19 protein-coding genes are annotated in these 17,335 nt (G+C 66.7%); 17 read left to right on the top strand and 2 right to left on the bottom strand.

Annotated elements, in window-relative coordinates; all coding sequences use genetic code 11:
- The first annotated feature begins 39 nt into the window (after positions 1-39).
- Positions 40-489, top strand: coding sequence for a hypothetical protein (locus ACMGDH_RS11885; protein WP_436828137.1), 450 nt, complete (start codon positions 40-42; stop codon positions 487-489).
- Positions 490-498: 9 nt separating this feature from the next.
- On the opposite strand, the gene ACMGDH_RS11880 is transcribed toward ACMGDH_RS11885, so the two are convergent.
- Complete coding sequence (locus ACMGDH_RS11880; protein ID WP_436828136.1) at positions 499-1,086, bottom strand: DNA-deoxyinosine glycosylase; 588 nt, start codon at positions 1,084-1,086, stop codon at positions 499-501.
- 15 nt (positions 1,087-1,101) lie between these two features.
- Between ACMGDH_RS11880 and ACMGDH_RS11875 the strand changes: the two genes are divergently transcribed.
- From ACMGDH_RS11875 to ACMGDH_RS11865, 3 genes are all read left to right on the top strand, one after another.
- Positions 1,102-1,431, top strand: a complete 330-nt coding sequence (locus ACMGDH_RS11875; protein ID WP_436828135.1) for an Mpo1-like protein — start codon at positions 1,102-1,104, stop codon at positions 1,429-1,431.
- 46 nt (positions 1,432-1,477) lie between these two features.
- Positions 1,478-2,470, top strand: coding sequence for a cysteine synthase A (locus tag ACMGDH_RS11870; protein ID WP_436828134.1), 993 nt, complete (start codon positions 1,478-1,480; stop codon positions 2,468-2,470).
- A 97-nt stretch (positions 2,471-2,567) separates the two neighbouring features.
- Positions 2,568-2,846, top strand: coding sequence for a hypothetical protein (locus ACMGDH_RS11865; protein ID WP_436828133.1), 279 nt, complete (start codon positions 2,568-2,570; stop codon positions 2,844-2,846).
- A 121-nt stretch (positions 2,847-2,967) separates the two neighbouring features.
- Here ACMGDH_RS11865 and ACMGDH_RS11860 read toward each other — a convergent pair whose 3' ends face one another.
- Positions 2,968-3,336, bottom strand: coding sequence for a hypothetical protein (locus ACMGDH_RS11860; RefSeq protein ID WP_436828132.1), 369 nt, complete (start codon positions 3,334-3,336; stop codon positions 2,968-2,970).
- On the opposite strand from ACMGDH_RS11860, the gene ACMGDH_RS11855 reads away from it, so the two are divergent.
- From ACMGDH_RS11855 to murB, 13 genes are all read left to right on the top strand, one after another.
- Positions 3,325-3,687: a division/cell wall cluster transcriptional repressor MraZ gene (locus ACMGDH_RS11855; protein WP_436828131.1), complete on the top strand. Its 363-nt coding sequence runs from the start codon at positions 3,325-3,327 to the stop codon at positions 3,685-3,687. The genes ACMGDH_RS11860 and ACMGDH_RS11855 overlap by 12 nt on opposite strands.
- On the top strand, positions 3,684-4,634 hold the full coding sequence (gene rsmH / locus ACMGDH_RS11850) for a 16S rRNA (cytosine(1402)-N(4))-methyltransferase RsmH (RefSeq protein ID WP_436828130.1): 951 nt from the start codon (positions 3,684-3,686) through the stop codon (positions 4,632-4,634). Before ACMGDH_RS11855 ends, rsmH begins: the two co-directional genes overlap by 4 nt.
- Positions 4,634-5,239 (top strand): hypothetical protein, encoded by a 606-nt coding sequence (locus ACMGDH_RS11845; protein WP_436828129.1) that lies wholly within the window; start codon positions 4,634-4,636, stop codon positions 5,237-5,239. The genes rsmH and ACMGDH_RS11845 overlap by 1 nt, the downstream gene beginning before the upstream one ends.
- Positions 5,236-6,948, top strand: coding sequence for a peptidoglycan D,D-transpeptidase FtsI family protein (locus ACMGDH_RS11840; protein ID WP_436828128.1), 1,713 nt, complete (start codon positions 5,236-5,238; stop codon positions 6,946-6,948). Before ACMGDH_RS11845 ends, ACMGDH_RS11840 begins: the two co-directional genes overlap by 4 nt.
- Complete coding sequence (locus ACMGDH_RS11835) at positions 6,945-8,360, top strand: UDP-N-acetylmuramoyl-L-alanyl-D-glutamate--2,6-diaminopimelate ligase (protein ID WP_436828127.1); 1,416 nt, start codon at positions 6,945-6,947, stop codon at positions 8,358-8,360. The genes ACMGDH_RS11840 and ACMGDH_RS11835 overlap by 4 nt, the downstream gene beginning before the upstream one ends.
- A 124-nt stretch (positions 8,361-8,484) precedes the next feature.
- On the top strand, positions 8,485-9,864 hold the full coding sequence (locus ACMGDH_RS11830) for a UDP-N-acetylmuramoyl-tripeptide--D-alanyl-D-alanine ligase (RefSeq protein WP_436828126.1): 1,380 nt from the start codon (positions 8,485-8,487) through the stop codon (positions 9,862-9,864).
- The gene (mraY, locus tag ACMGDH_RS11825) at positions 9,864-10,934 is read left to right on the top strand and encodes a phospho-N-acetylmuramoyl-pentapeptide-transferase (RefSeq protein WP_436828125.1); all 1,071 of its coding nucleotides are present in this window, start codon (positions 9,864-9,866) and stop codon (positions 10,932-10,934) included. The genes ACMGDH_RS11830 and mraY overlap by 1 nt, the downstream gene beginning before the upstream one ends.
- Positions 10,931-12,259: a UDP-N-acetylmuramoyl-L-alanine--D-glutamate ligase gene (gene murD / locus ACMGDH_RS11820; RefSeq protein WP_436828124.1), complete on the top strand. Its 1,329-nt coding sequence runs from the start codon at positions 10,931-10,933 to the stop codon at positions 12,257-12,259. Before mraY ends, murD begins: the two co-directional genes overlap by 4 nt.
- Positions 12,256-13,485 carry an FtsW/RodA/SpoVE family cell cycle protein gene (locus ACMGDH_RS11815; RefSeq protein WP_436828123.1) on the top strand — a complete coding sequence of 410 codons (1,230 nt, stop codon included), beginning with the start codon at positions 12,256-12,258 and terminating at the stop codon, positions 13,483-13,485. The genes murD and ACMGDH_RS11815 overlap by 4 nt, the downstream gene beginning before the upstream one ends.
- Positions 13,482-14,630, top strand: coding sequence for an undecaprenyldiphospho-muramoylpentapeptide beta-N-acetylglucosaminyltransferase (gene murG / locus ACMGDH_RS11810; RefSeq protein WP_436828122.1), 1,149 nt, complete (start codon positions 13,482-13,484; stop codon positions 14,628-14,630). Before ACMGDH_RS11815 ends, murG begins: the two co-directional genes overlap by 4 nt.
- Before the next feature lie 13 nt (positions 14,631-14,643).
- Positions 14,644-16,062: a UDP-N-acetylmuramate--L-alanine ligase gene (gene murC, locus ACMGDH_RS11805; RefSeq protein WP_436828121.1), complete on the top strand. Its 1,419-nt coding sequence runs from the start codon at positions 14,644-14,646 to the stop codon at positions 16,060-16,062.
- The gene (locus ACMGDH_RS11800) at positions 16,059-16,253 is read left to right on the top strand and encodes a hypothetical protein (protein ID WP_436828120.1); all 195 of its coding nucleotides are present in this window, start codon (positions 16,059-16,061) and stop codon (positions 16,251-16,253) included. The genes murC and ACMGDH_RS11800 overlap by 4 nt, the downstream gene beginning before the upstream one ends.
- Before the next feature lie 139 nt (positions 16,254-16,392).
- Complete coding sequence (gene murB, locus ACMGDH_RS11795; RefSeq protein WP_436828119.1) at positions 16,393-17,334, top strand: UDP-N-acetylmuramate dehydrogenase; 942 nt, start codon at positions 16,393-16,395, stop codon at positions 17,332-17,334.
- Position 17,335 lies beyond the last annotated feature (1 nt).

Genomic DNA, 17,335 nt, shown 5'->3' with positions numbered 1-17,335 from the left:
CATCACGCAAGCATCGCTCCGAAGATGGAGGCATCGGAAATGCGTGTCCTGGCGATTGCACTGATGGTGGCGCTGGCCGGTTGCGGTTCGTCCGAGACGACCGCGAACCCGACCGAGAAGAAGAAGGTGGAGCTTCGTGGCGGACCCATGCTCGGCCAGATAGATTTGGCGAAGCCCGTCGAGGCCGGAGGCGCCCGCCCGTTCTGGCGGATGGGCATTGCTCCCGGACGCATTACTTTCACCGACCGATCCGGGCGGGCGCTGACCGATTTCTATCCGGTAACGCCCCAGGTCAGTGGCGATCGCGCAATCTATTCGACTCAGACCCCCGAGGGCGAGCGCGTGACGCTGACGCTCAGCCTGGTTCCCTGCGGAGAAGAGAAGCAGGCATTGACGGCGGAATTGATCATCGGCACGCGGCGGCTGGCAGGCTGCGCCGATCAACGGGCCGACAACGATACCGGCAGGGCGGAGAACGCTGCAGGCTGACGGCGCCCATCAGCGGAGATGGTCCCGAAGCTTCTCCCAGGCAGCCAGCTTGGTGGCAATTCCCACGGTATGCAGCGGACTACTGGAGGGAAGCGCCACGATCGCATAGTCCGCGGCGGCGGGCCTAAGCTGGCGCATCCCATGCCGTAGTGCCGTGCCTCCGTTGAATGCGATCGCACGCAGGTGGGGCAGGGTGGCGGCAAGCGCTGCGATGTCGTGCCCCTCGACATCCCGCATCGCGGCATCTGTGCTCCCGCTGCGGGTGGCGCTGGCGACGACGTCCCAGAGGCCAACGTGCGCAGCGAGCAGCGCGCTGAGGCGCGCGTCATAGTCGAGCGATACCAGATCGCATTCGATCACCGCGGACATCAGCCGCCAGAACTGGTTCTGCGGGTGCGCATAATAGCGCCCCTCGGCCAGCGAGCGATCGCCGGGAAGCGAGCCCAGCACGAGCAGCCGCACTCCGGCGTCCACCACGGGCGGGAAGCTGTGCTTGCGCGTCTTGCTTCCGTTGATGTCGGGCCGCACGACCATCTGTTTCACCTCCGGGAGCAGGCTGATACTGGCGCGTCCAGCTTGTGGATAGCTGCACGTCATTGTAGATTTCGTTCCATGGCGCGCACGATCACTCGTTATGCGGACTTCTGGCCCTATTATCTTCGGGAGCATGCCAAGCCGCAGACACGCCGGCTGCACTATGTCGGTACGGCGCTGACCTTGGTGGCGTTGGCTGCGGGGATCGCATGGTCCGGCTGGTGGCTGCTCGGTATCCCGCTTGCTGGCTATGGCTTCGCCTGGGCGGCGCATTTCGGCGTCGAGAAGAACCGCCCCGCGACCTTCACATACCCGCTCTGGTCGCTCGTCTCCGACTATCGGATGTTCTTCCTGTGGCTGACCGGGCGGCTGGGGCCGCATCTGAAGCGCGCGGGAGTAGCGGCATAGTTTCGCTTGCTTGCCCCGGTGGGTCGAGCACCCCTATCTAGCGGCCATGCATCTTACTCCCGACACCCTGGCGCTGATCGGCAACACCCCGCTGGTGCGCCTCAAGGGGCCCAGCGAAGCGACCGGCTGCGATATCTATGGCAAGTGCGAGTTCGCCAATCCCGGCGCATCGGTGAAGGACCGCGCGGCGCTCTACATTGTCCAGGACGCCGAGGAGCGGGGGCTGATCGCGCCCGGCGGCACGATCGTGGAGGGCACTGCCGGCAACACCGGTATCGGGCTGGCGCTCGTCGCCAATGCAAAGGGCTATCGCACGATCATCGTGATGCCCGAGACTCAGTCGCGCGAGAAGATGGACACGCTGCGCGCGCTCGGCGCCGAGCTCGTGCTGGTCCCTGCCGCGCCTTATTCCAACCCCGGCCATTTCGTGCACACCTCGCGCCGGATCGCCGAAGAGACGCCCAACGCGATCTGGGCGAACCAATTCGACAATATCGCGAACCGCCGCGCGCACATCGTCGGCACCGCGGAGGAGATCTGGTCGCAGATGGACGGCCGGATCGACGGCTTCACCTGCGCGGTGGGCACCGGCGGGACGCTGGCAGGCGTGGGGCTGGGACTCAAGGCCAAGGACGAGCAGGTATGCATCGCGCTGAGCGATCCGCATGGAGCGGCGCTGTACGAATATTATGCGCATGGCGAGCTCAAGGCCAAAGGCTCGTCAGTCGCCGAAGGCATCGGCCAGGGCCGAATCACCGGTAATCTCGAAGGAGCTCCGGTCGACGCCCAGTTCCGGATATCGGACGAGGAGGGGCTCGAATGGGTCCGCCGATTGCTGGCGGAGGAGGGGCTCTGCCTGGGGCTTTCTTCGGGGATCAACGTCGCTGGCGCGGTGCGGCTCGCACGCGAGCTGGGCCCGGGCAAACGGATCGCGACGATCCTTGCGGATACCGGTTTTCGCTACCTCTCCACGCTCTACAATCCCGAGTGGTTGCGCGCGAAGGACCTCACGGTTCCTGCCTGGCTCGCTACTCCGTAGTGGCTCGTAGCCGCTCTTCCCTCGACAAGCCGGGGATGAAGCGTTACATTTATGCCACAGAATGAAGTCGGGATCGCATCAAGACTCAGCCCAGGCAATGCAGCGCGTCCGTGTCGGAATGACCGGTCTCGCGCTGGTTCTGGTGCTGATCGGAATCGCCAGCGCGATCCTTTCCTCCGCAAATCGTGACGAGCCGGTGTCGGCAGTGGGCGCGCCCAACGCCTCGGTCGTGGCGAACATGACAGTTCAGGATACCGAGGCGGAGGAAGAGGCAGCGAAGGAGGAGCCACTGGCAGAGCTCGGCGTGGCGCCCAGCACTTCCTCCACCGACACGCCCCAAGCCGAGCAGTCTCCGGCCCCCGCACCTGTACGCTGACGCAGCCTAGCTAAAGCCGTTATCCCGGCGAAGGCCGGGTTCGCGCTTTCATGCCTCGTTCCATCCCAGGTCCTGGATTCGGACCAGGAGGGCGATATCGCGCGGCTCCTGCCCAGAGAATTCAAAAGAAGAACAAATATAGACTTAATCGAGAATATTGCGCAAAAGTGGCTCCTAGTGGCGGAATTTCCCGCTCTATCCCCAATTCTCCCGTTGTTTCCCGCTCGTTTTTGTGGTTAAACAGGCGAGCTAAGGGGGCACGACCCTTTTCCTGTGAAAACAAGGTGCCGGAGGCGGCGGGAGCCGTGATTTCGGAGACGGGAAAGGCGTGCCTGGCTTTTTGAGGTCGGGTTTTGTGGCGGATAGGGAGCTCTTCGAGGGATTTGCGCTCCAGGCGGTCGATCAGAAAGGTCGTGTCGCCATACCCGCAGACCTGCGCGCCGCCGCCGAGCGCAATTCCGACATCCGCCAGATTGTCGTGGGCCTTCATCCGGAGGATCCGTGCCTCTCCGCGCACGATCTGAGCTGGTCCAAGGAAAAGTACGACCGGATCGATCGCAAGGAGCAGCTGGCTGAGGAGCGCGGCGGTGAAGCGGACACGCGCGCCAAGCGTCGCGCGTTCGGCCTGGTCGAGAAGGCGCCGTTCGACGACAGCGGTCGCTTCGTGATCCCGCCCTTTTTCCGCATGAAGGCGGGCATCCAGAAATGGGCTTTCTTCAACGGCGCCGGCGAGACCTTCGACATCTGGGCGCCCGAGGCGCTGCTCAAGGACGAGAAGGCCGACCCGGGCCTGCGCGAGATCTGCGAGTATCTCTGTCAGTCGAAGGGAGTGAAGCTGTGACCGGCGCCGCTCCCCATATTCCCGTGCTGCTCGAAGAAGTGATCGACGGTCTCGCCATCGTGCCCGGCGAGCGTCACGTCGACGCGACCTTCGGTGCGGGCGGCTACACCAACGCCATCCTCGAGCGGGGTGCCGAGGTGGCCGCCTTCGATCGCGACCCCCATGCGATCGAAGGCGGCCAAACTCTCGTCGCGAATTCGGATGGGCGTCTGATCCTGATCGAGGCGCCGTTCAGCCGGATGGCGGAAGAGCTCGCGCATCGCGGCTTCGCGCCCGTCGACGGGGTGACGATGGATATCGGCGTCTCGTCGATGCAGCTCGACCAGGCCGACCGCGGCTTCTCGTTCCAGCAGGACGGTCCGCTCGACATGCGGATGAGTCAGTCGGGCGTGACTGCGGCCGAGTGGCTCAACACCGCCGACGAGGGCGAGATCGCGGACGTGCTCTTCCATTATGGCGAGGAGCCGCGGGCGCGTCGCGTGGCGCATGCGATCGTCGCCGCACGCCCGCTTTCGCGCACGGGCGAGCTCGCCAACGTCGTCCGCAAGGCGCTGGGGCACAAACCGCACGACAAGAAGGATCCGGCGACCCGGACCTTTCAGGCGATCCGCATCCACCTCAATCGTGAGCTCGATGAGTTGGCGGACGGGCTGGCTGCGGCCGAGCGGGTGCTGAAGCCCGGTGGGCGGCTGGCAGTGGTGACTTTCCACAGCCTCGAGGACCGAATGGTGAAGCGCTTCCTGCGCGAGCGCAGCGGCAGCGAACCTGCCGGCTCGCGGCACCGCCCGGCCATAGGCCCCCGTGCCGAACCGAGTTTTGATCCCCCCGCCAAGGCCGTGCGCCCGAGCGAGGCGGAAATCGCGCGTAATCCACGCGCACGATCGGCGACGCTCCGCGTGGCGCGTCGCACAGCGGCCGCGCCGTGGACGAGTGAGGGAGTGAACTAATGGCAGTGCATCGCTTCGAGGGGCTTGGCTGGTTCCTGTGCGGCGTGATCGTGGCGCCGGCCTGCTACCTGGTGAATTCCTATGGTGCCGCCGAGCAGGCGAAGCTCAACGCGACCAAATCGGCGATCCTGCAGGCGCACCGCGACATCCGTCAGCTGGAGACCGAATTCAACACGCGCGCCAACCTGGCCCAGCTCGAGCGCTGGAACGGCGAAGTGCTGGCGCTCGCCGCGCCCGCGCCCGAGCAGTTCCTGGCGAGCGAGACCCAGCTGGCGAGCCTCGGGCAGCCGATGCCGGGCGCGATCGATGGGGCGCAGGTGCAGACCGCCGCGCTGGTGGTGCCGGCTGGCGTGCCGCCGATCGAGACCGTCGCCACGGCGGTTGCCCCTGCTCCCAAGCGGGTGCAGGCTGTTGCTCAGGTCGCGACATCCGTTAAGGTTGCTGCCCCGGTCAAGGTGGCTGCGCGGGATGATGGGGAGCTTCGCAAGTTGGTCAGGAAGGCCGAGCGCCAGCGCGTTGCGATGGTAAGCGGCGGCGTGCTCAGCGCGTCGACGATGAACGATCTGCAGCGACTGGCGAAGCGCGAGAAGCTGGCGCTCCGTTGATCGTAGTCGTCGCTCCGCCTGCGCGCGCGCGCGCCACCGGCGGAGCCCGGCAAGCGCTGGTCGCGGTCGCGCAGCTGCGCCTGATGGTGCTCGCGCTCCTGTTCGGCTTCGGCATGCTCGTGGTGATCGGCAAGCTGGCGCTGCTGGCGCTGTGGGCGGAGCCCGCGACTGCGCGCGACATCGCCGCGACATTCGTTCCGCCGCGCGCCGATATCGTCGACCGCAACGGAACGCCCCTCGCGCGGACGATCGACGCCTGGACGATCGCCGTCCACCCCGACCAGGTGATCGGCGACAAGGGCGCGCTCGCCCGCAAGCTCGCCGAGTTGATTCCGGAGCAGAGCGCAGGGCACTATTATACACTGCTCAATTCGGGCGGCACCTTCGCCTATCTCAAGCGTCGCGCGCTTCCCGAACTGGTCAACGCCGTCAATGCGCTCGGCGAGCCCGCGATCGAGTTCCAGCGCGAGCCCGAACGGCTCTATCCCCAATCGTCCATGGCGGCGCACGTGCTCGGCTATCTCGACGTGCAGGGGCACGGCGTGGCGGGGATGGAGAAGGTGTTGAACACCCGGCTGACCGATCCGACGCTCCGCGGGCAGCCCGTCGCGCTTTCGATCGATGCGCGCGTCCAGGGAGCGCTCGAGAGCGAGCTCGGCCGGGCGATGGCCGAGCTTCAGGCGCGCGGTGCCGCAGGCGTGATCCTCGATGTCGGAACCGGTGAAGTGGTGGCGATGACTTCGCTGCCGAGCTTCAATCCCAATGCGATCCAGGGGCCGCCGCCGCGCAACAACGTCACGCAGAGCGTCTACGAGCTCGGTTCGACCTTCAAGCCGATCGCCGTCGCCGCGGCGATCGACAGCGGCACGATCACGTCGATGTCACGGCGCTTCGATGCGACGCGGCCGCTCCAGGTCGGTCGCTTCCGGATCAACGACGATCCCGGCGACGAGCAGTTCCGCTGGCTCAATATCCCCGAGACGCTGATCTATTCGTCGAACATCGCCACCGCGCGCATCGCCGACGAACTGGGCGCTGATCGGCTGCAGGATATTTTCCGCCGTTTGGGCTTCGGCGCTCGGCCCGAAATCGAGCTGGAGGCGGCACGGCCGCTCTGGCCGCAATATTGGGCGCGCACCACGGTGATGACCACCGCCTATGGCCACGGCATCGCAGTGACGCCGCTGCACCTCGCCAGCGCCTATGCGACGATGGTCAACGGCGGCATCTATCGCCCCGCGACTTTGCTCAAGGCCGATCCGGCCAAACCCAACCCGGGCAAGCGCGTGCTTGCCGAGGCGACCAGCGCGCGGATGCGCCAGCTGCTGCGGATGATCGTGCTGATGGGCACCGGCCGCAAGGGCGAGGCGCCGGGCTTCCGTGTCGCGGGCAAGACCGGGACGGCGGAGGCAGCGTCGGGGGGCGGGTATGACAAGCACCGCAACGTTTCGACGTTCGCAGCGGCTTTCCCGATCGACGCACCGCGCTATGTGATGCTCGCCATGCTCGATTCGCCCAAGGCAAACCCCGCGATCGGGGTATATCGTACCACTGCCGCCTGGACCGCCGCCCCGGTCGTCTCGCGCGTGATCAGCCGCACGGGGACGCTGATGGGCGTGATTCCCGACGCGCAGCGCGACGTCGAGCTTGCCGATCTCAAGGCGTTGATCTGGACGGGTCCGGAAGGGGCCCAGGCGTCCGCCCGATGAAGCTCGGGGTTTTGACGGGCGGCGACGAGGCTGCGATCGTGACCGGATTCGCCATCGACCACCGCAAGGTCGCACCCGGCACCATCTTCGGTGCCTTCGAGGGCGCCAGGGTCAATGGCGAGGATTTCATTCCCGATGCCGTGAAGGCTGGTGCGGTCGCCGTAGTCGCGCGGACCGAAGCGGTGGTCGAAGGTGCGGTCCATATCACCGCGGACAGCCCGCGAGAGTGCTTCGCCCGGCTCGCGGCGAAGTTCTTCGCGCCCTTTCCCGAGACTGCCATCGCGGTGACCGGGACCAATGGCAAGACCTCGACCGTCGAGATGACGCGCCAGCTGTGGCGCATGGCCGGCTTTCACGCCGCATCGATCGGCACGCTGGGCGTGACCACGGCCGACGAGCGAGTGAACACCGGGCTCACCACGCCGGACGTGGTCACCTTTCTCTCCAATGTTGCGGGGCTCGCGCGCGAAGGCGTTACTCACGTTGCTTTCGAGGCCTCGTCGCACGGCCTGTCGCAATATCGGACCGAAGGGCTGCCGGTGCGGGCAGCCGCCTTCACCAATCTCAGCCGCGACCACCTCGATTATCATGGCGACATGGCGGCCTATTTCTGCGCCAAGCTCCGCCTCTTCGCCGATGTGCTCGATCCGGATGGCACCGCGGTGGTCTGGGCGGACGATCCGCATGCGATGCGGGTGGAGGAGTTGGCGCGGATGCGTGGCAACCGGCTCATCACGGTGGGCGAGCATGGTGAGACGCTGAAGCTGGTCGCGCGCGATCCGACGTTGCTGGGGCAGGGGCTGACGATCGAGGCGGAGGGGCGCACGCACACGGTGGTGCTGCCGCTGATCGGCGCCTATCAGGCGGCCAATGCGCTGGTCGCGGCAGGGCTGGTGATCGCGACCGGCGGCGATGTCGCAGCGACTATCGCCAATCTCGCTCGCCTCCAGCCCGTGCGCGGGCGACTCGAGCGTGCGGTGATCGCCCGGACCGGGGCGCCGGTGTACGTCGACTATGCCCATACGCCCGATGCGATCGAGGCTGCGATCGCTGCGCTCAAGCCGCATACGCGGGGGCGGCTGATCTTGGTGCTCGGCGCCGGCGGAGATCGCGATCCCGGCAAGCGCAAGCCGATGGGGCAGGCGGCGGCGGCCGGCGCCGACGTGGTGATCGTGACCGACGACAACCCTCGCAGCGAGGACCCTGCGGCGATCCGTGCCGAAGTGCTCAAGGGCGCACCAGGCGCGCTCGACATCGGCGGCAGGCGTGACGCGATCCGCACCGCTATCGAGATGGCGGGCGCCGAGGATATCGTGCTGATCGCCGGTAAGGGACACGAGCAGGGGCAGATCGTGGGTGACATGGTGCTTCCTTTCGACGATGTGACCGTGGCGCGGGAATGCGCCGCGTGAGGGGGGCGCTCCTTAAGCCCCTCCCCTTCAGGGGAGGGGTTGGGGTGGGGGCTGTCCAAGCAGCCTTTAGCCTCGGAGAGACACATGCCCCACTCCAAACCCCTCCCCTGAAGGGGAGGGGCTTATGAGTTCTGTGCTCTGGACCTCCGCCGAGATCGCCGCCGCGACCGGTGGCGCTGCCTCGGTCGGGTTCGAGGTTTCAGGAGTCACCTTCGATTCGCGCGAAGTGGGTGCCGGCGACCTGTTTCTGGCGCTCAAGGGCGAGACCACCGACGGGCATCGCTTCCTCGATCAGGCGTTCGCGCAGGGGGCGGCCGGAGCGGTCGTTTCCGTGCCGACGCCGCACCCACACGTGCTGGTCGCCGATACGATGGCGGCGCTGAATGCGCTCGGCAGTGCGTCGCGGGCGCGGATGCAGGGCAAGGTGATCGGCGTCACCGGATCGGTGGGCAAGACCGGCACCAAGGAGGCACTGTTCGCCGCGCTCGACCGGATCGAGCCGGGCTGCGCGCATCGTTCGGTCAAAAGCTACAACAATCATACGGGCGTGCCGCTCAGCCTTGCGCGTATGCCCCGCGACGCGCGCTTCGGCGTGTTCGAGATGGGGATGAACCATGCCGGCGAGCTTGCGCAGCTCACGCGGCTGGTGCGCCCGCACGTGGCGATGGTCACCACCATTGCACCGGCCCACATGGGCTTCTTCGAGAGCGAGGAAGCGATCGCCGATGCCAAGGGCGAGATATCCCGGGGGCTCGAGCCCGGCGGCACCGCTATCGTGCCGTTCGACAGCCGCCACCGCGATCGGCTGATCGCGGCCGCCGAGCCTCATGCCGCGAAGATCGTCACCTTCGGCTTGGGCCAGGGGGCCGATTACCGCGCCGTCGAGTCTATCCGCACGCGCACCGGCGGCACCTTCGTCACTGCCCGCTTTGGCGACTGCGAGCTGAGCTTCACCATCGCCCAGCCCGGCGCGCACTGGGTGTCGAACGCCATGGGAATCCTGGCCGCTGTCGATGCCGCGGGCGGGGATCTGGAGATGGCGGGGCTCGCGCTTGCCGAGATGGGTGGTCTGCCGGGCCGCGGCGCCCGGTTTCTCACCAGGGTGGGCAACGGCGAGGCGCTGGTCATCGACGAGAGCTACAACGCCAATCCCGCCTCGATGCGCGCGACGCTGGCGGTGCTCGGCCAGGAAATGGGGCGAAAGGTCGCCGTCCTCGGCGAGATGCGGGAGCTGGGCGAGCATTCGGATGCGTTTCACGCCGGGCTCAGCGAGCCGGTCCAGGCCGCAGGCGTGGCAAAGGCCATCCTGGTGGGCGAAGCCATGGCCCCGCTCGCGAATGCGCTTGAGGGCAGGGTGGATTTCGTCCATGTGCCCGACGCCGCCACCGCGCGCGAACGGCTCGAAGTCGTGCTGGCGCCGGGCGATGCGGTCCTCGTGAAAGGCTCTAACGGCGTGCGGCTCTCGACCCTCGTCGCGGCGTTGGCGGAAAGGGCGATGGCCTAATGCTCTACCTGATCGCGGAACAGCTCGGCTTTCCCGGCATCCTCAACCTGATCCGCTACCTGTCGTTCCGCACCGGCGCGGCAGTGGCGACCGCGCTGTTCCTGGGGCTGCTGATCGGGCCGAGCTTCATCGGCTGGCTGCGCGTCCGCCAAGGCAAGGGACAGCCGATCCGTTCCGACGGGCCGCAGACTCATCTTGCCAAGCGCGGCACTCCCACGATGGGCGGGCTGATGATCCTCAGCTCGCTGATGATATCGCTGCTGCTTTGGATGGACCTTGGCAACCCGCTGGTCTGGGCGTGCATGTTCGTGACCTTCGGCTTCGGGATGATCGGGTTTCTCGACGACTATGACAAGGTGCGCAAGGCGAGCACCGCGGGCGTTTCCGGCCGTGTCCGCCTGCTCGGCGAGTTCGTGATCGCAGGCATCGCGAGCTGGATCATCATCCATCACACCGGCACCCAGCTCTATGTGCCTTTCCTCAGCTGGATCCATCCCGATCTCGGCTATTTCTATGTCCTCTTCGCCGCGTTCACGATCGTCGCATTCGGCAATGCAGTGAACCTCACCGACGGGCTCGACGGCCTGGCCTCGATGCCGGTGATCATCGCCAGCCTGGCGTTCATGGTGATCGTCTACCTGACCGGTAACGCGCGCTTCGCGACCTATCTGGGCATTCCCCACATTCCGGGATCGGGCGAGCTCACGATCTTCTGCGGCGCGATGATTGGGGCAGGGCTGGCGTTCTTGTGGTTCAACGCGCCTCCCGCCGCGGTTTTCATGGGCGATACCGGCAGCCTCGCGCTGGGCGGCGCGCTGGGCGCGATCGCAGTCACTTCGCACCATGAGCTGGTGCTCGGCATCGTCGGCGGGCTGTTCGTGGTCGAGGCGCTGAGCGTGATCATCCAGGTCTTCTTCTTCAAGCGGACCGGCAAGCGCGTGTTCAAGATGGCGCCGATCCACCACCATTTCGAGCAGCTCGGCTGGTCCGAACCGACGGTGGTGATCCGCTTCTGGATCATCGCCTTCGTGCTCGCGCTCGCGGGGCTCTCGACGCTCAAGCTGCGGTGATCACTTGTTCCGCCTGGCGCGGCAAACGCTATGCAGTGCTCGGGCTTGCGCGTTCGGGCCTGGCGACGGTCGACGCCTTGCTGGCGAGCGGAGCCGAGGTCACCATTTGGGATACCAGCCTGGATCGCCGGGAAAGGGCGGTCGATAGCGCGCAGGCTTTCTCGCACGCTCTGGACAGTGTGAGGTTGCAGGTTGCGGACCCGGTCGAAATCGATCTCACCGGCTTTGAGGCAGTCGTCGTTTCGCCGGGGGTTCCGCTCAATAAGCATCCGATCGCAACGCACGCCACTTCGTTCGGCGTGCCAGTGATCGGGGATGTCGAGCTATTTGCGCAAGCTCGGGCCGAACTGCCGCCGCACAAGGTCGTCGGGATCACCGGCACCAACGGCAAGTCCACCACCACCGCGCTGATCGATCACATCTGCCGCACTGCCGGCCTGCCCAGCCTTGCGGGCGGCAACATCGGCCTGCCGATTCTCGGACGCGACCCGCTGCCGGAGAATGGAGTCTATATCCTGGAGCTCTCCAGCTACCAGATCGATCTGACCTTCAGCCTCGATTGCGACGTTGCGGTGCTGCTCAACATCACGCCCGATCACCTCGATCGCTATGCCGGATTCGAAGCCTATGCCGCCTCCAAGGCGCGGCTGTTCGCGATGCAGTCGAAGGGGCATGCGGCGGTTATCGGGATTGGTGACACGCCTTCCTATGAGATTGCTGCCCAGCTTGCGCGTGCCGGCCGAAGCGAGGACCTGACCAAGATCGCTCCCGGCGTGTGCATGGATCAGTCGCGCTGGCCGGCGCTTCAGGGTCCGCACAATGCGCAGAATGCGCTCGCCGCCATCGCCGCCTGCGAGGCGCTTGGCATCGCGCGCGAAGCGATCGATCGTGGGCTCGAGAGCTTCCCGGGCCTGCCGCACCGGATGGAGCGTGTTGCGACCAGGAACGGTGTGCTCTTCGTCAACGACAGCAAGGCCACCAATCCCACCTCTACCGCGCCCGCTCTCTCGGCGTTCGAGCGTATCCACTGGATTCTCGGCGGCCAGGCAAAGACCGACGATCTCGACGCGTGCCGCCCGGGATTCCCCCATGTCGCAAAGGCCTATACGATCGGCGACGCGAGCGAGATGTTCGCGCAGTTGCTGGAGGGCGAGATGCCGGTGGAACGTTCGGGCACGCTCGACGCGGCGGTGAGCAGCGCCGCTGCCGAAGCGCGCCCCGGCGATACCGTGCTGCTCTCGCCCGCTTGCGCCTCGTTCGACCAGTTCCGCGACTATGAGGCGCGCGGCCAGGCCTTCCGCGATGCCGTGGAGGCGCTCGGATGAACGACGCGGCCGGAGCCGACTCGATCGGCCGCGAGGTCAAGCGCCGGGTGAGCAAGCAACTCGGGCGCTCGAACACGTCTCGCGCAGGCATGTGGTTCTGGGAAGTCGACCGCATGCTGCTCACGCTGGTGCTGCTGCTGATGGCGATCGGGCTGGTTGCCGTCGCCGCAGCCTCGCCCGCCGCGGCGCGGCGCTATTCGGATGCGTCGCACATCGTGCCGCCGATGTATTATTTCTGGCGCCAGCTGATCTGGGTCTGCGTGTCTCTGCCCGTGCTGATCGCGGTATCGATGCTCCCGGTCACGCTTGCGCGCCGTTTGTCGTTGATTGGCGCCGCATTCTTCTTCCTGCTGCTCGTGCTGGTGCCGATAGTTGGCGCCGAAGTGAATGGTGCCCGCCGCTGGATAGACCTCGGCATCTCGGACCTGCAGCCGTCCGAGTTCTTGAAGCCGTTCTTTATTGTCACCACCGCCTGGATCCTCTCCTTCCGCGCCAAGGACCCGGAGCTGCCGGTTCTCTTCGTCACCGGAGTGCTCACCGCGGTGATCGGCGTGCTGCTGATGCTTCAGCCGGACTTCGGGCAGACGATGGTGTTCGGCATCGTATGGCTCATCCTGCTCACGCTTTCGGGGATTTCCCCGGCGGCGATCGCCGGCCTGGGTGGCACGGCAATCGCGGGTGTGGTTGCCGCCTACTTCTTCTACGACACCGCCCGCACGCGCATCGACAATTTTCTGTTTCCGACCAAGGAGGCGGGGCTCGCCGATCGCTATCAAGTTGATATGGCGCACGCGACGCTCACGGGTGGGGGGCTGACCGGCACGGGCCCCGGGAGCGGCCAGATGAAGTTCCGCCTGCCCGAAGCGCATACCGACTATATCTTCTCGGTAATCGGCGAGGAATTCGGCCTGCTCGCCTGCGCAGTGATCGTGGCACTCTATGCCGCGATCGTAATCCGGGTCTTCATGAAGCTGCTCGACGAGGAGGAAGCATTTCCACTGCTCGCAGCTGCCGGGTTGGGGGCGCAGTTTGGGGTGCAGGGGATGATAAACATGGCAGTCAACACCGGGATCGCGCCGTCGAAGGGAATGACCTTGCCTTTCATCAGCTACGGAGGCTCTTCGATGATCGCGCTTTCGATCGGCTTCGGGCTGCTGCTCGCTTTCACGCGGCGAAACCCGTATCTGAAGCGCTCTCCCTATACGGGCCGGTGGAGCAAAGGATGACGCAGGCGCGCAGCTACGTTCTGGCAGCCGGGGGCACCGGCGGGCACATGGTGCCCGCGGCGGCGCTCGCGGTGGAGCTGACGCGGCGCGGCCACCGCGTGGCGCTGGTGAGCGACGATCGCGGCGTCCGCTTCCCGGGCCTGTTCGAGGGTGTCGAGACGCATGTGCTGCCGGCCGGAAGGCTGGGGGGCGGCCCGCTCGGCTACGCACGCGCCTTCACCAAGATACTCGCCGGGCGATCGATGGCACTCAAACTGTACCGCGAGATGCGCCCCTCCGCCGTGATCGGCTTCGGCGGCTACCCCGCGCTTCCCGCGCTGCTCGCGGCATTCCGCGCCCGCGTCCCGACGATCGTCCACGAGCAGAACGCCGTGCTGGGCCGGGTCAACCGCTATGTCGCCGGCAAGGTCGATGCGATCGCGACTTCCTATGAAGGCGTCGAGCGGCTCAAGCCGGGCTGGAAGCCCAAGACCCACCTCGTCGGCAATCCGGTGCGCGAGGAAGTGCTGGCGCTGCGCGACCGGCCTTATCCGGCGCTCGACGAAGAGGGCATTTTCCGCGTGCTGGTCACCGGCGGCAGCCAGGGTGCGTCGGTGCTGAGCCAGGTGGTGCCCGACGGGCTCGCGCTGCTTCCCGACGCGTTCCGCCGCCGGCTGCAGGTGACGCATCAGGCGCGGCTGGAGGACATCGACGCCGTTCGCGCCAAATATGCCGCGCATTCGATTCCTGCGGAGATCGCCACCTATCTGCCCGATCTCCCCGAACGCCTCGCCTGGGCGCATGTCGTAATTGCGCGCGCAGGCGCCTCGACCATCGCTGAGCTCACCGCGGCGGGCCGCCCGGCGATCCTGGTGCCGCTCCCCACCGCGACCGACGATCATCAGACCGCCAACGCCCGCGAGATCAGCGAGGCGGGCGGCGCGCGGACGATCCCGCAGCGCGCCTTCACCGCGCAGGAGCTGGCGAAGCAGATCGAGAAGCTGGGCCTCGATTCCGAGGGCCTGGCGCTCGCCGCGGCACGCGCGCGCAGCTGCGGCCGCCCCTTTGCAGTCCGGGACCTCGCGGACCTGGTCGAATCGATCCATGCTCCTGCCGCGCCCGTCGCGCGATCGGCAGCTACCCAAGGAAGGCCCGCATACGCATGAGTGAGTCTGGCGCATGAAGGGCGTCGCAACCGACATCGGAACGATCCATTTCGTCGGCATCGGCGGCATCGGCATGTCCGGCATAGCCGAGGTGATGCACAATCTGGGCTACAAGGTGCAGGGTTCGGACGTGGCCGAAGGCTATGTCGTCCAGGGGCTGCGCGACCGCGGCATCCCGGTGGAAATCGGCCACAAGCCGGAGAATCTGGGGGACGCGGCGGTGGTGGTCGTCTCCACCGCGATCGTGCGCACCAATCCGGAGGTCGAGGCTGCCTATGAGCGCCGCATCCCCGTGGTGCGCCGCGCTGAGATGCTCGCCGAGCTGATGCGCCTAAAGTCCACCGTCGCAGTGGCGGGGACGCACGGCAAGACCACTACCACTTCGATGGTCGCGGCGCTGCTCGACGCGGGCGGGGTGGACCCGACCGTGATCAACGGCGGCATCATCAACCAGTACGGATCGAACGCCCGGCTGGGCGACAGCGACTGGATGGTGGTGGAGGCCGACGAGAGCGACGGCAGCTTCCTGCGGCTCGACGGCACGATCGCGGTGGTGACCAACATCGATCCCGAGCATCTCGATCATTACGGCTCGTTCGACCGCGCCAAGGATGCCTATGTCGAGTTCGTCGAGAACGTGCCCTTCTACGGCGCGGCGCTCCTCTGCCTCGACCATCCCGAGGTGCAGGCAATCATCCCGCGGGTGCGCGACCGGCGCATCGTGACCTATGGCTTCGCCGCCAGCGCCGATGTGCGCGGCGTGAACGTCACGCCTTTCGCAGGCGGCAACCGCTTCGAGGCGATCATCCGCCAACGCGACGGCACGACCCGATCGATCGAGAATATCGAGCTGCCGATGCCCGGGCGGCACAATGTCCAGAACGCGCTGGCCGCTGTCGGTGTCGCGCTCGAGCTCGGCATTCCGGATGCGACGATCCAGCAGGGCTTCGCCAAGTTCGGCGGGGTCAAGCGCCGCTTCACCAAAGTGGGCGAGGCGGATGGCATCACAGTGATCGACGATTATGGCCATCACCCGGTCGAGATCCGCGCCGTGCTCTCCGCGGCGCGCGAGAGCGCCGAGGGCCGGGTGATCGCAGTCGTCCAGCCGCACCGCTATTCGCGGCTCGGCAATCTGATGGACGACTTCGCCCAGGCCTTCAACGACGCCGACATGGTGTTCGTGACGCCGGTCTATGCCGCAGGCGAGGAGCCGCGCGAGGGCGTGACGGCCGAGGCGCTGGTCGAGAACGTCAAGCGGCGCGGTCATCGCTCCGCCGCGACGGTGAACGATGCCGATGCGCTCGCCCGTGCGATTGCCGAGGCCGGCGCGCCGGGCGATCTGGTCGTGTGCCTGGGTGCAGGCGACATCACCAAATGGGCGGCGGGCCTGGCGCCGGCGATCGAGGCTGCGCGCACGGAGGCGGCGGCATGAGCGACTGGTTCTCGACGGCAGTGGAGATGCAGCGCGAGATCCTGCGCGCGCAACGGGCGCAGCTCGACGCCGCCGAGAAGATGCTCGACGCGGGCCGCGACTTCGCCAAGCTCCAGCAGGCGGGCCAGAAGGCCGCCGAGGCCAACCTTGTCGCGTGGAAGCAATGGACGCGCCTCTGGGGGTGGAAGTGACGGACGCCGCCTCCACACCGTTCGCCCTGAGCTTGTCGAAGGGTGGTTCTCCGCTTCTCCGATGTCCGCTCGAACAACGGTGCTTCGACAAGCTCAGCACGAACGGGGAGAGGGCATCCCTTCAGTTGCGGGGGCTTAAGTGAGCGTCTGTTACGCTTTGCCGCCTGTCCGGGGGAAACTGACCCACGGCGCGCCGCTGGCGCCGCTTGTATGGTTCAAGAGCGGCGGTGCCGCTGAATGGCTCTTCGAGCCTGCTGACACCGCCGATCTCAGCGACTTCCTCTACGCGCTCGATCCATCTGTGCCGGTGATGGGGCTGGGCCTGGGCTCCAACATGATCGTGCGCGACGGGGGCGTGCCCGGCGTGGTGGTGCGGCTCGGCAAGGCGTTCGCCACGGTCGAGCAGATCGATGCGACTGCGCTCAGATGCGGGGGCGGTGCATCGGGCATACTGGTTTCGTCCAAGGCGCGCGACGCGGGGATCGGCGGCGTCGAGTTCCTGCGATCGATTCCGGGCACGGTCGGCGGATTCGTGCGGATGAACGGCGGCGCCTATGGGCGCGAGACCAGCGACATATTGGTCGAGTGCGAGATCGTGCTGCGCAGCGGGGAGCGCAGGATTCTGTCGCTGGAGGAGCTTGGCTACACCTATCGCCATAGCGAATTGCCCGCAGGAGCGATCGTGGTGAGCGCCGTTTTCCGTGGTCATCCGGGCGAGCCCGAGGTGATCCAGGCCGAAATGGATCGGATCGCCGCCGCGCGCGAGGAATCCCAGCCGTTGCGCTCGAAGACTGGCGGCTCGACCTTCAAGAACCCGCAAGGCCACAAGGCCTGGGCGCTGATCGACGCGGCGGGCTGCCGTGGCCTCCGCCGGGGTGACGCGCAGGTCAGCGAGAAGCATTGCAACTTCCTGCTCAACCTGGGCAACGCGTCTTCGGCCGACATTGAGGCGCTGGGCGAGGAGGTCCGCACCAAGGTGAAGGCCCAGTCGGGTATCGAGCTGGAATGGGAGATTCAGAGAGTGGGCGTGCGCAATTCTCCCTCTCCCCTTTGGGGAGAGGGTCGGGGAGAGGGGCAGTAGA

The organism is Sphingomonas radicis, from assembly GCF_051400635.1.
GTDB lineage: Bacteria > Pseudomonadota > Alphaproteobacteria > Sphingomonadales > Sphingomonadaceae > Sphingomonas.
Note: the sequence above shows the minus strand (reverse complement) of the source record. Positions and strands in the feature narration are given on the sequence as shown.